A 12,896-nucleotide genomic window follows, 5' to 3' on the forward strand; every position below is an offset into this window, starting at 1 on the left:
CTCAGAGCTGACCGCCTGCTCAGCCGTACACGACGTGAGGCTCTCCGTGGGGAGAACCGGAAGCTGCCACGACAATGCTGTAGCCAAATCCTTCTTCGCCACGCTCAAGAACGAGTAGTACTACCACAAGCGCCTCTCGGATGCATCCACGACCAAGCACAAGGCACACGAGTTTATCGAGTCGTACTACAACCGCTTCCGCCCGCATAAGTCCATAGGAGATCGCGTACCGGCAGAGGTGATGCAGGAGTTCTTCGAGCGCTTCGAGAGAGGCCTTACATACGATCCAAAGGTGATGCAGACCGCATAAAAAATCTGAGATTCCTCTGTCCATTATATTGACAGGGCTCAATTTGCTTCAAGTTCTCTGCCAGCACAGAAAGTGCCCGGCAGATGTGGTGGACATCGCAGGAGGGTCCTTCTGTCAGCTCACGTGCGAACTGTGCAGTCGCCCTTTTGGACGAGGGCTCTATCACACGTCCGTATATGAGTCTGGACAGGATCGAGTCCAGATCGTCTGGACAGGATCGAGTCCAGATCATATTCGGCCTTGCTTCGCGACTGTATGCCCTTGCATATCTCAGGAAGCCCGAGTGCTGTGTAGATATCCTGCAAGAAGAGGTAGCCACAGTTGAACGTACGTCGTTTGCCGGCCTCTATCTGTCTTGTGGGGTCATAGAAGATAGTGACTTTGCGGGTGAGTTCGCCCTCCTGCTCTGTCATCCGCCTTGCCTCTTCCCTGGCCCAGCCCATCACGTCCGTGCCCGAGGGGAGCATCCCCTCGAGCTCGGATCTGGTCCCAAGTCTCCTTACGATCTTTGAGGTGGACCTGCCGGTCCTCCTGTCCCGATAGGTCTTGGCTATATAGAAGGTCTCGCTGGCCTTGGTCCTTGTTAGCTGAACCTTCATATCTTTACCCAATCCACATGCAACTGACACCAAATACCACAGATACATCTACCATAAACCGACGCATAAGAAAAGCCACAAATCCCAGGTAGATCCAGAAATTTGTGGCTTGAATTAGTTCGATGATTGTCGGCTAAGTGTCAAAGTCCCGGGATGCAGCAGCAGAATGATGTGTCTTGGCATAAAGGCACTTTGGGCATGTGGCCACGATAATCTTTGTGGCGTTTTGTGTAGCTCAAGTGCAGACATGATATGGAAACGGCTTAATTGCCATGCTGGCCTATAATTCTTCTAGCTGGTATTTAAAAACAAACAAGCAAATCGCTGTGCCGTTCATATGGAAGCTGGCTTGCGAATTGCTCCCGCTGCATGGGTGGACCAGTCTGCGAGGCATATGTTTTCTGGCGTTATAGATATCGAGGTTCTTCTGTCCTCTCAGGAAGGTAGCGGATATGCTTGCAATGATGCTTGTACGGATGGATGTGGTGTGAGTCGTTCATGCGCCAGGCGTCTGCGCGAGGTGGAAGATGAGTGACGCCATCTCGCTTGTCATTCCTACACTGAATGCAGAGTCTGAGATTGTCGCTTTGCTGGAAAAGCTGTGCAGTCAGACCCGCCATATCGATGAAATTGTGGTTGTTGATTCATCCTCTGACGATGGAACAGCTGAGAAGGCCGCAGCTTTTGCAGCAAAGCATGATCAGGTATCCGTGCACTCAATCGACCGCAAGGACTTCCGCCATGGCGGAACGAGAGACCTTGCGTTGCGCGAATGGACGACTGGCGACTTTGTGCTGTTCATGACACAGGATGCGGTTCCGGCTAATGACAGATATGTTGCAAGCATTCTTGCACCCTTCGAGGATGAAGCAGTTGCGGTATCTTCTGGCAGGCAGCTGCCTAAGGCTGATGCACGTTGCTTCGAGCGTCTGGTGCGAGGATTTAACTACCCAGAAGAGTCCTTCGTTCGTGGCAAGGATGATCTGCCGATATACGGAATCAAGACGTTCTTCATTTCTGATGTTTGCTCAGCCTACCGGCGTTCTGCTTATCTGGAATGCGGCGGCTTTGCCAAAGAACTTATGATGAGCGAAGATATGTACATGGCAGCAAAACTCGTTGTAGATGGCTATCATGTAGCTTATGCGGCTGATGCGCAGGTATACCACTCTCACAATCTCACTCCGAAACAGCAGTACTCGCGCAATTTCGCTATCGGGAAGTTCTTGGAAGAAAACAAGGACATCCTGATGGGTACATCGGAGATTGGCGACGGCAAGAAGCTTGCGACTCATGTAGCAGGTGAGCTTCTTCGCAGCGGACATATCGGCGAGCTCTGCGCATTCGGCGCCGATTGCACGGCTCGCTTTCTCGGAAACAGAGCCGGGCGAAAAGCTGCCCGCAAAGACATGACGGAAGGACGATAGGATTTGAAAGGCATCATCCTGGCAGGCGGCTCCGGCACGAGGCTCTACCCGCTCACTACGGTCACGAGCAAGCAGCTTCTGCCAGTCTACGACAAGCCGATGGTCTACTATCCGCTGAGCACGCTTATGCTGGCAGGGATCAGGGACATCCTGATCATCTCCACCCCACAGGACCTCCCGAACTTCGAGAGACTGCTGGGGGATGGCAGCCAGTTCGGGATTGGCCTTTCCTACGTGGAGCAGCCCGAGCCCGACGGCCTGGCGCGCGCCTTCCACTACGGGAGGGGGTTTGTCTCAGGGGATGCTTGCGCCCTCGTGCTGGGTGACAACATTTTCTACGGCAACGGTCTCTCCAGGCATCTGAGGAGGGCCGCAGAGAACGCCGGGAAGGGGCGCGCCACGGTCTTTGGATACCGCGTGGACGACCCCGAGCGCTTCGGCGTTGTGGAGTTCGACACTAGCTACAATGCAGTCTCCATCGAGGAAAAGCCGGTGCATCCCAAGTCGAGCTATGCCGTAACGGGCCTCTATTTCTACGACGAGAGAGTTACGGAGCTCGCAGAGAGGGTCGTCCCCTCGGCGCGTGGCGAGTACGAGATCACTGACCTCAACAGGATATATCTCGAGGACGGATCGCTCGACGTCGTGACGCTGGGGCGCGGCTATGCCTGGCTCGACACTGGCACTATGGAGTCGCTCTACGAGGCAGGCGAGTTCGTGCGCACCGTGGAGCGCGCCCAGGATCTTCCGGTCTCCGTCCCTGAGGAGATAGCCTACGAGAACGGCTGGATTTCAAAGGAGAGCCTCCTTGCATGCGCGGAGCGCTACGGCAAGAGCAACTACGGGAAGCACCTTATGGCCGTCGCCGAGGGCGGTATCGTGCCGGACGGCAGGAAGGGATAGATCAATGCCAGATATCTTCGAGCCGACAAATATCATCGTCACGGGCGGCTGCGGCTTCATAGGCTCCAACTTTGTGCGCTGGGTGGTGAAGAACCATCCGGAGTGCCACATCACGGTCCTCGACAAGCTCACCTATGCAGGGAACCCTGCAAACATTGCGGGACTTCCTGAATCGCAGGTGGAGCTCGTCGTGGGGGATATCTGTGATGCGGAGCTGCTGGACCAGCTGGTCCCCGGACACGACGCGATCGTCCACTATGCAGCGGAGTCCCACAACGACAACTCAATAGCAGACCCTGAGCCCTTCGTGCAGACAAACGTTGTGGGGACCTATAGGCTGCTGCAGGCGGCAAGGAAGCACGATGTTCGCTACCACCACATCAGCACGGACGAGGTGTATGGGGATTTGGCACTCGATGAGCCGCGCCGCTTCGAGCCGGACGACCCGTACAGGCCAAGCTCGCCGTATTCCTCCACAAAGGCATCCTCCGACCTCTTGGTCCGTGCCTGGGAGAGGACCTACGGGATCCGCGCCACAATCTCTAACTGCTCCAACAACTACGGACCCTACCAGCATGTGGAGAAGTTCATACCGCGCCAGGTTACAAATATCCTCTGTGGGATACGCCCCAAGCTCTACGGCACGGGCGAGAACGTACGCGACTGGATACATACCGAGGACCACTCCCGCGCCGTCTGGGACATCCTCACGAAGGGGAAGATAGGCGAGACCTACCTCATAGGTGCCAACGGTGAGAAGAGCAACATAGAGGTCCTGCGCGAGATCCTCTCCCTCATGGGCCAGACGGAGGATGCCTTCGACTGGGTGCGTGACCGCCCTGGCCACGACAGGAGATACGCTATCGACCCGACGAAGCTGGAGCGAGAGCTCGGCTGGAAGCCCGTCCACACTGACTTTGCGGAAGGCCTTGCCCAGACCATAGAGTGGTACCGCACGCATGAGAGCTGGTGGCGCCCTGCCAAGGAGGCCACCGAGCGTAAGTACTCCGAGCAAGGGCAGTAGGGAGACAGGTACATGTCTGAGTTCGCATTCGAAAAAGATCTTGAAGTCCACGAGACCGACATAGACGGCCTCAAGGTCGTGGAGCTCTCCGTGCATGGAGACTCGAGAGGCTGGTTCAAGGAGAACTGGCAGAGGGCCAAGATGGTGTACTTGGGAATCCCCGACTTCCATGTCGTGCAGAACAACATCTCCTTCAACGCGGAGAGGGGCGTCACGCGTGGCATCCATGCGGAGCCATGGAACAAGTTCATCTCCGTCGCCACGGGTTCCATCTTTGGCGCATGGGTCGATCTCAGGGCCGGCTCTGCCACCTTCGGGAAGGCCTACACCACGACGCTCGATCCCTCCCGTGCCATCTATGTCCCGAGAGGCGTTGGCAACTCCTTTCAGGCCCTGGAGGACGGCACGGCCTATACCTACCTCGTGGATGCGTACTGGTCGGCGGAGCTCAAGCGCACCTACACCTTCGTGAACCTAGCGGACCCCGATCTTGCTATCAAGTGGCCCATCCCGCTCTCTAAAGCCATACTCTCCGAGGCAGACCTCCACCATCCGTATCTCAAGGATGTCGTCCCCATGGTCCCGAAGAGGACGCTCGTGACAGGATGCAGGGGACAGCTGGGACGGGCCGTGCGGCAGCTCGCCGAGAGCAGGGGCCTCCTCACCTCCTTCGACTTCTGTGATATCGATACCTTCGACTTCTCGGATCCTTCTTCCTACTCCGAGTACGACTGGGACCTCTATGGTACCGTGATCAACTGCGGTGCCTGGACAGCGGTGGATAAGGCGGAGACCCCAGAAGGCCGCGTCTCCTGCTGGGAGGCGAACGCCCAAGGCCCGGCCCTGCTCGCACGCACCTGTGCAGAGCATGGCATCGTGCTCGTTCACATCTCCTCCGACTACGTCTTCGACGGGACGAAGGAGCCCCACACGGAGACAGAGCCCTTCAGCCCGCTTTCCGTCTACGGCCAGTCCAAGGCAGCAGGAGACCTCGCCGTCGCAGGATGTCCGAAGCACTATATCCTGAGGAGCTCTTGGGTCATAGGGGACGGTCACAACTTTGTGAAGACCATGGCTTCGCTCTCCGACAGGTGCGCAGACCCCGATGATACCCTTGACCACGTCACCGTCGTGGACGACCAGCTGGGACGTCTCACCTTCACGCGTGACATGGCGGCAGCTATCTTCCATCTTCTGGACACCCATGTGGCATATGGCACCTACGGCTGCACAGGATCGGGGGCTGTGAAGAGCTGGGCGGACATAGCACGTGCCGTCTTCCAGCAGAGGCACGGCAACGGCAGTGCTGTTGTGCCCGTCTCCACCAAGGAATACTACGCATCCGCTAAGGGACCCATAGCCCTCAGGCCGGTGCACTCTGCCCTTTCGCTCGCCAAGCTCGAGGCTGCAGGCTTCCACATGCCCGACTGGGAGGAAGAGCTCACGAAATACCTTTCTTCACTTCTGGAGAGCCGTTAGAAAATGAAATACGTACAGATAAACGCCTACTCTGGCGGATGGGCAGAAAACATCGTATTCAAGAAGCACAAGGAGCTCATCGCCAACGGCAACGAGTCTTGGGTCTTTTGGGCACGCGGTGACCATGAGCAGGATGAACACATGCAGAGGATTGCGTCTCTGCCCGAGGTATGCCTGGATGGCGGGCTGACACGCCTCGACGGTAGGCCTGGTTTCCACTCTAAGGGAATCACGCGGCGTCTGCTTTCAAAGCTTGATAAGATTGATCCCGATATCGTCCATCTTCACGTGCTCACTGGCTATTACATCAATGTGGAGATGCTCTTCGAGTGGCTTGCTCGCCATCGTTGCAAGGTCATCTGGACTCTCCATGATTGCTGGGATTTTACAGGTCACTGCACCCACTTCACCTATGTAAAGTGTGACCAGTGGAAGAATGGTTGTGCGTTCGCTGCATCTTGTCCCCAGAAGCGGGAGTACCCGGAGACCATTGCGGGTGACGCTGCCGTGCAATGGTCCTACGAGCACAAGAGGAAGCTCTTCACAATGTTGCCTCCCGAGCGGGTGCAGCTCATCACACCATCGCAGTGGCTAGCTGACCTTGTGAAGCAGAGCTATCTTGCCAAATACGATGTGGAGGTCGTGCACAACACCATCAACACGGACATCTTCAAGCCGACGCCCTCTGACTTCAGAGAGCGATACGGACTGGGAAATCGCTTTGTCGTACTTGGTGTCGCTTCCAAGTGGAGTGAACGAAAGGGCCTCAAAGACTTCGTGCGATTGGCGAATGATCTCGACTCTGAACGCTTTGCTATCGTTCTCGTTGGGCTTTCTGAGAAACAGATCAAGCAGATTAAGCACGAGGCAGAGAACATTGTGGCCCTGCCGCGTACGGAGAGTCAAGAAGAACTCGCGAAGGCTTATACGGCGGGAGACGTCCTCCTCAATCCGAGTGCGGAGGAAACCTTTGGGATGAATGTTGCCGAGGCGGAAGCATGCGGTGCCGACGCTGTCGTTGTTGAGGGTTCAGCTTGTGCCGAGGTAGCTGACCCGGCCAAGACTGTGACCATTCCCATGGATCTTTCGGGCTTGGAAGTCACCATTGTAAAACTCGCGAGGGGGGGTCGCATGATTCTGATGCCTAAGACACAGAATGGATTGCAGCTGGCGGCTATCTACAGCGCAGTGGATGTGCTCTTCAACCCGACGGTAGAGGACAACTATCCAACTGTCAACTTAGAGGCCGAGGCTTGTGGCACGTCCGTAGTGACTTATGACACGGGCGGGTGTCGGGAGACTGTTGCTCGATATCCCCTATCGTCGTATGTGGTGGATGGTTACGAGCCTGCGCTAAGGGTTCTTTTTTTACTGATGACCGGAACGGTGAATTATGGACAATGCTAAAGGTTTGATGCCATGCGAGGCCTTGCCGCCTTCCTTCGTCGGTTCTGGAGGAAGGCACTCTTTGACTTGTCGTAAGTCTGCCAATGCTCGTTTCGGCGACGACACAGCGGTACTTTCCGCGTTCATAATTCTTTCGACGCTATCGTCTACTTTCATTGGGGCGAAGTTCCTGGGCATATCTGTCCCTGTTGCCCTTCAACTTCCATTCATCATCTATGTCACGGTGAAGTACGGTGCCAGCCTTAGGATTCCATACAAGCAATCTCTTTTTTGGTTCGTTTGTCTGGGTCTTTTTTCCTACCTTTATTCGTTGCTTCTCTCTTACGCTGATTTGAAAGGTTACGTGTCCGACCACATTACCTACTGCGTCGAATACACCATCTGTATCATTCCTCTCATAGTGTGCTATAGCAATATTCCAGATGGTCGAGATCGCCTTCGATGGGGAATTGTCTGGGCGTGCAGACTCGAATGCATATGGGGAATACTGCAGCTCCTTCTCTACACTATCGCGGGCGTCAATATCAGCCAGGTTGTGTTTGGCGATTTGCTACACCTCACCAATACTAACGACTGGCTAACTACCTATAATGCAGGAGACGCCACTCACATTCGAACTGAATTGCGGCTCACTGGTACCACATCGGATGGAGCTTTTCTAGGACTCTTCCTTGTTGTGGGCCTTGTACTCGACCGTTCATTACTCATGAGAGTCGTTTACATTATGGCCGCCATGCTGAGTGTACAGCGTGCAACTGTTGTTTGCATGGTAGTTGTAATTGCGGTCTATGTTTATAGACGGATTAAAGCCTCGTTGAGCGAACAGAAAAAACGCTCGCACCTGCGAGTTAGGAATATCGCAATAGTCCTTGCGATTAGTGTAATCATTATTTTTTTCTTGTATCGATACTCGGATATTGTTATTTCTCGTTTCGGGCTGATGCTGGCCCGATTTAACACCTCAGGTACAGATGGAACCTACAGGCACGTGATGTATATACCTTGGGTCTTACAAGCGCTCATCTCCACGAATCCATTCGTGGCACTTTTCGGTGTTGGCTTAAGATCATCTGGTGTGCTGCTTTCTGATCCGGATGGCCCTTTCTGGCAGTATCTTAATGCCTACATGCAGAGTGGTAGGAGCTGGGCAATCGAATCTGACATCGCCTGCGTCTTTGGTGGATGTGGGCTTGTTGGAGGTCTTGTATATCTATACATGTTCGGCATGTTTTTTAGCCGATGCAGCAATGATTACAGAGTATTGGTACTGGCGGTCTTCTGCTTTGCATTTATGTACGACTTCAGCTCTCTTATTGTTGGCTACCTAATCTACACGCTTTTGATGCTTGATTCGATGCGAAATAGCGGTTACAAAATCAGATATGAGGGGATTGCTAGTGTTTAATAGCCTTGTCCTCTCCACCTACAACGGGGCACGATATGTACGTGATCAGCTTGATTCGCTGGTTGCGCAGACGCTGCCTTTCGACGAAGTACTCGTCTCGGACGACTGTTCAACCGACGAAACGGCCGAGATTGTGCGATCCTGCATTTGCGAGCGCGAACTGAACAATTGGTTTCTCTCGGTAAATCCGGAGAACAGGGGTTGGAAGCGGAACTTCCATGACCTGATCCGCCGGGCCTCTGGGGATTATGTGTTCCTCTGCGATCAGGATGACATCTGGCTTCCCGAGAAGGTCGCGTGCATGGTGGGGGTCATGGAGACCCATTCTGACATTGATTTACTCGCCTGTGACGTCGAGCCCTTCTACGAGGAGGGTTCGCAAAAGCTGACAGATATGCGGGGGACACTCTGTGATTGTGATGGGCGTATTGAGGCCGTTCAGGTGGACAACCATGCGGTGTACGTGCAGCGTCCGGGCTGCTCCTACTGCGTACGCGGTAGTTTCATCGGCCAAGTCGAGCCTTACTGGGACGAGAGCTGGGCCCATGATGCCGTCCTGTGGATGCTTGCTGAGTCCAAGGGATCGCTAGCACTCTATCGCAAGCCCTTGGTGCGGTTTCGACGGCATGAGGGGAATGCCTCTGCTCGCAAGAAGATGACCCGCGAGGCGAGGACTGCCGATATCAGGGACCTTCTCTCTCGAGTTGATAAGATGGAGATGTTCTCTCGTGACCTCGGGTGCTTGACACCAGAGAAGGAGGAGACGCTCGAGAACTTCCGCGCGTGGCTTGACGCGCGGGAGGGGCTTTTGGAATCGAGACGACTTGACCAGCTGGGGAAAGTCCTCAGTGGTCATTCACGATATGTGAGCACCAAGGGGATGCTCGTTGACCTTATACTGACCCTGTTCAGAAACGCAAGATTATGAATAAGCATGCAATCCTGCAGAACATGTCAGTGGCCTTCTTGGCTCAAGGCGTGAGCCTATCGCTGTCCGTCTTGCAAACTTTACTGGTACCTAAGCTGCTGGGTGTAGAGCAGTACGGCTACTGGCAGCTTTACATCTTCTACGTAAGCTATGTTGGCTTTTTCCATCTTGGGCTCTCTTCGGGCGTGTATCTGGCCACGGGTGGGCAGACGCGTGAGGAGATGGACAAGGCCTCCATCAAGAGTCAGATGCTCTTCGGAGCCTTCTACGAAACGATCATGGCCGTGGTAATCGTCTTGCTTTCGACTTTTCTACGGGCGGGTGCTGAGCGCACCTTCGTCATTGTGATGACGGCCATCTACTTGGTGCTGCAGAATCTGGCTACGTTCATGATGAATGAGCTGCAGTGTATGAACGAGACCAAGAAGTCGTCCTACTCGACCATCATTGAGCGATTGGCCTTCTTGGTACCGTTGCTTGTATTCCTGGTGATGAAGGTCGATAGCTTCTACCCCTACGTCTTCGCCTATACGGCCTCGACTGTAGTGCAGCTGGCCTACTGTGCCTGGAATCTGCACGACTTTTGGAAGGCCTCTTGGCTGGGAATGCGCCGAGCGGCAGAGTTGAGCTGGGAGAGCATCAAGATAGGATTTCCCATGATGCTAGCCAACATCATGAGCATGCTGATACTGGGCATCGGTCGTTTCTTGGATGTAACGAACCAAAGGAGGTGCCCATGCTTGAAGCGGCATTCTGGGCAACGTTAGCAGTATGGCTTTTGACCGTCTTCTTCCGGCGGAAGCGCTTCAAGATATACGGCATCAACAGTCTGATGCTTGTTGGTGTCGTCCTGCCGCTTGTCCTCTACTTCGCTGACTGGTCCATCCTCATTGACCCTATTGTCAGCCCTAACTTCTACATCATCTTCCTGTTGGTCAACCTCAGTATGATAGTCTATTCTCTGGTGGCGGATGAGACCCTCCCCGATAGTACGAGCAACATGCTCTCGCGGATGTCCGTTCGCTACCTCGATGGCATCAACATCGTGTTCCTATTTCTGTACGTCCTCGAGACATATCTCCTCTCTGGGCAGTTTGCCCCAGCGCTGCATGGGGTGGATGTGCACACTGCCTCCTTCCCCGTGGTCTCCTTTGTGACTAGGAATCTTGCTGTCCCTGCCCTTCTCGACCTTATCTGCTTCAGAAACACGCATAGGAAGCGCTATCTTTTCTATGTTGCCGCCATCGTCCTTTTGCCAATCCTCACACGAAATGCCCGCATGGTCTCATTCGAGGTCCTGCTTGCGCTCGCAGTCATGGCAGCGGTCATGTATTCTACGTCACCTCACAAGTGTTTGCGCAATATCCTTTACGTTAAGGTTCGCAGAATCGTCGGGGTCTTCGTTGTCTGCGTAATGGCAGTGAGTCTGGTTTTGTACGCCGTACAGCTCACGAACGAGCGCACGATAAGGAACGGCGCCGTTGGCTTTGACTATGGTGACTCGATAGGCTATACGGGTCCTCTCGGTAACGTTGGGGCAGTCTACTATGGATACTTCCCAATCTCCTATAACAACCTCAATATGCGGCTCAAGTACGATGTGTCGAACCCGAACCCACTCGGGTTCTACAGCTTTGCATCGCTGTGGTTTGGCGTGCTCGAGATCGACAACGTGTTCGATATATCGACCACGCAAGACGTGGCAAACCGCATCGTTACGACGAGTTCCGCCACCGTGCCCACGGCGTTCTGGACCTATTGGTATGACTACGGTATCTTCGGGTTTTTCCCAGTGTTAGTGATGGTGTGGCTCACCTACACCGTACTTACGAAGTGCAGAAAGAACGCGCGCGCGGGGGGTTCTCTCTTAGTCTATACCTTTCTTGGCTCGAAGATCTTCTTTGAGTCTTTCCAGAATACCTACTTTGCTACTCCTGTAATTTGGGGTGTCTTCATCATCTGGGTTATCTGCAAGCTTTGTGTGACGTACGAGGGCAATACGCATGAATAAACGATATATCCTGCAGAACATGTCAGTGGCCTTCTTGGCTCAAGGCGTGAGCCTATCGCTGTCCGTCTTGCAAACTTTACTGGTACCTAAGCTGCTGGGTGTAGAGCAGTACGGCTACTGGCAGCTTTACATCTTCTACGTAAGCTATGTTGGCTTTTTCCATCTTGGGCTCTCTTCGGGCGTGTATCTGGCCACGGGTGGGCAGACGCGTGAGGAGATGGACAAGGCCTCCATCAAGAGTCAGATGCTCTTCGGAGCCTTCTACGAAACGATCATGGCCGTGGTAATCGTCTTGCTTTCGACTTTTCTACGGGCGGGTGCTGAGCGCACCTTCGTCATTGTGATGACGGCCATCTACTTGGTGCTGCAGAATCTGGCTACGTTCATGATGAATGAGCTGCAGTGTATGAACGAGACCAAGAAGTCGTCCTACTCGACCATCATTGAGCGATTGGCCTTCTTGGTACCGTTGCTTGTATTCCTGGTGATGAAGGTCGATAGCTTCTACCCCTACGTCTTCGCCTATACGGCCTCGACTGTAGTGCAGCTGGCCTACTGTGCCTGGAATCTGCACGACTTTTGGAAGGCCTCTTGGCTGGGAATGCGCCGAGCGGCAGAGTTGAGCTGGGAGAGCATCAAGATAGGATTTCCCATGATGCTAGCCAACATCATGAGCATGCTGATACTGGGCATCGGTCGTTTCTTCATTGACGCAGCGTGGGGTATCGAGACCTTCGGGCGTCTCTCGTTGGCGCTCTCTCTGGTGAGCTTCTTCCTCGCCTTTGTGAGCCAAGCCTCGATGGTGCTTTTCCCGTCGCTGCGCCAGGCGAGTGGGGGCGAGGTCCGAGGCTTCTATAAAGCCGCACGGGATGCGATGGGCCTCCTTTTTCCGATGGCCTACGCGTTCTACTTCCCGCTGGCGTGGATTTTGTCGCTCTGGCTTCCCGCTTACGCGGACACTTTCGTGTACCTGATTTTTCTGTTGCCCATATGCGTCTTCGATAGTAAGTACAACATAACTGGTGTGACCTACTACAACGTGTTACGGCGCGAGCGGACGATGCTGGTCGTAAACTCGGTTGCTGCTGCGGCGTCGCTCGTGCTGACATTGTTGGCGGTGTATGTGGTGAAATCGGTCTTCGCGGTAATAGCGACGATGACTTTTGTAATAGCTGTGAGAAGCGTGTGGTCTGAGCTATATATGAACCGGCTCCTCAGTGTGGCTGCGAGCAAGATTGGGGTCGTAGAACTAGCACTGACGGTGGAGTACATAGCTGTGGCATACTTGCTGCCAGCGGTGCCGGCGTTTGCCGTGTATACAGCAAGCTACACGGTGTTCCTGGCGGTGTTCCGACAGGAACTGACAGAGACGGTGCAGAAGCTGCGAGCGTCATAGGCTTCCT

General features: G+C 54.3%; 11 protein-coding genes. 10 read left to right on the forward strand and 1 reads right to left on the reverse strand.

All coding sequences use genetic code 11. The annotated features are described in order from the left end of the window. Positions 1 to 429: 429 nt before the first annotated feature. Positions 430 to 921, reverse strand: a complete 492-nt coding sequence (locus tag J4859_RS01765; RefSeq protein ID WP_212332272.1) for a hypothetical protein — start codon at positions 919 to 921, stop codon at positions 430 to 432. Positions 922 to 1,436: 515 nt separating this feature from the next. Between J4859_RS01765 and J4859_RS01770 the strand changes: the two genes are divergently transcribed. Genes J4859_RS01770 through J4859_RS01815 form a run of 10 tightly spaced genes read left to right on the forward strand, consistent with a single transcriptional unit; the run spans position 1,437 to position 12,889 of the window. Further along, positions 1,437 to 2,336: a glycosyltransferase family 2 protein gene (locus tag J4859_RS01770; RefSeq protein WP_212332274.1), complete on the forward strand. Its 900-nt coding sequence runs from the start codon at positions 1,437 to 1,439 to the stop codon at positions 2,334 to 2,336. Between the two features lie 3 nt (positions 2,337 to 2,339). Continuing rightward, the gene (rfbA, locus tag J4859_RS01775) at positions 2,340 to 3,239 is read left to right on the forward strand and encodes a glucose-1-phosphate thymidylyltransferase RfbA (protein ID WP_212332276.1); all 900 of its coding nucleotides are present in this window, start codon (positions 2,340 to 2,342) and stop codon (positions 3,237 to 3,239) included. 4 nt (positions 3,240 to 3,243) lie between these two features. Further along, positions 3,244 to 4,263 (forward strand): dTDP-glucose 4,6-dehydratase, encoded by a 1,020-nt coding sequence (gene rfbB / locus J4859_RS01780; protein ID WP_212332278.1) that lies wholly within the window; start codon positions 3,244 to 3,246, stop codon positions 4,261 to 4,263. 12 nt (positions 4,264 to 4,275) lie between these two features. Then, positions 4,276 to 5,742, forward strand: coding sequence for a sugar nucleotide-binding protein (locus J4859_RS01785; RefSeq protein WP_212332280.1), 1,467 nt, complete (start codon positions 4,276 to 4,278; stop codon positions 5,740 to 5,742). Between the two features lie 3 nt (positions 5,743 to 5,745). Continuing rightward, on the forward strand, positions 5,746 to 7,149 hold the full coding sequence (locus tag J4859_RS01790) for a glycosyltransferase (RefSeq protein WP_212332282.1): 1,404 nt from the start codon (positions 5,746 to 5,748) through the stop codon (positions 7,147 to 7,149). After that, positions 7,136 to 8,554, forward strand: coding sequence for a hypothetical protein (locus tag J4859_RS01795; RefSeq protein ID WP_212332284.1), 1,419 nt, complete (start codon positions 7,136 to 7,138; stop codon positions 8,552 to 8,554). Before J4859_RS01790 ends, J4859_RS01795 begins: the two co-directional genes overlap by 14 nt. After that, entirely contained in the window at positions 8,547 to 9,482 is a 936-nt protein-coding gene (locus tag J4859_RS01800) for a glycosyltransferase (protein ID WP_212332285.1), read from the forward strand. Before J4859_RS01795 ends, J4859_RS01800 begins: the two co-directional genes overlap by 8 nt. Next, positions 9,479 to 10,249: an oligosaccharide flippase family protein gene (locus J4859_RS01805; protein WP_212332286.1), complete on the forward strand. Its 771-nt coding sequence runs from the start codon at positions 9,479 to 9,481 to the stop codon at positions 10,247 to 10,249. Before J4859_RS01800 ends, J4859_RS01805 begins: the two co-directional genes overlap by 4 nt. Next, entirely contained in the window at positions 10,219 to 11,493 is a 1,275-nt protein-coding gene (locus tag J4859_RS01810; protein WP_212332287.1) for a hypothetical protein, read from the forward strand. The genes J4859_RS01805 and J4859_RS01810 overlap by 31 nt, the downstream gene beginning before the upstream one ends. Then, complete coding sequence (locus J4859_RS01815) at positions 11,486 to 12,889, forward strand: oligosaccharide flippase family protein (protein WP_212332288.1); 1,404 nt, start codon at positions 11,486 to 11,488, stop codon at positions 12,887 to 12,889. Before J4859_RS01810 ends, J4859_RS01815 begins: the two co-directional genes overlap by 8 nt. Positions 12,890 to 12,896 lie beyond the last annotated feature (7 nt).

This window comes from Atopobium sp. oral taxon 416 (genome assembly GCF_018128285.1).
In the GTDB taxonomy this organism is placed as follows: domain Bacteria; phylum Actinomycetota; class Coriobacteriia; order Coriobacteriales; family Atopobiaceae; genus Olsenella_L.

Coding starts and splice junctions, on each gene's coding strand:
- J4859_RS01785 (WP_212332280.1), top strand. CDS start 4,276: ATGTCTGAGTTCGCATTCGAAAAAGATCTTGAAGTCCACGAGACCGAC.
- J4859_RS01770 (WP_212332274.1), top strand. CDS start 1,437: ATGAGTGACGCCATCTCGCTTGTCATTCCTACACTGAATGCAGAGTCT.
- J4859_RS01795 (WP_212332284.1), top strand. CDS start 7,136: ATGGACAATGCTAAAGGTTTGATGCCATGCGAGGCCTTGCCGCCTTCC.
- J4859_RS01790 (WP_212332282.1), top strand. CDS start 5,746: ATGAAATACGTACAGATAAACGCCTACTCTGGCGGATGGGCAGAAAAC.
- J4859_RS01815 (WP_212332288.1), top strand. CDS start 11,486: ATGAATAAACGATATATCCTGCAGAACATGTCAGTGGCCTTCTTGGCT.
- J4859_RS01810 (WP_212332287.1), top strand. CDS start 10,219: ATGCTTGAAGCGGCATTCTGGGCAACGTTAGCAGTATGGCTTTTGACC.
- rfbB (WP_212332278.1), top strand. CDS start 3,244: ATGCCAGATATCTTCGAGCCGACAAATATCATCGTCACGGGCGGCTGC.
- J4859_RS01805 (WP_212332286.1), top strand. CDS start 9,479: ATGAATAAGCATGCAATCCTGCAGAACATGTCAGTGGCCTTCTTGGCT.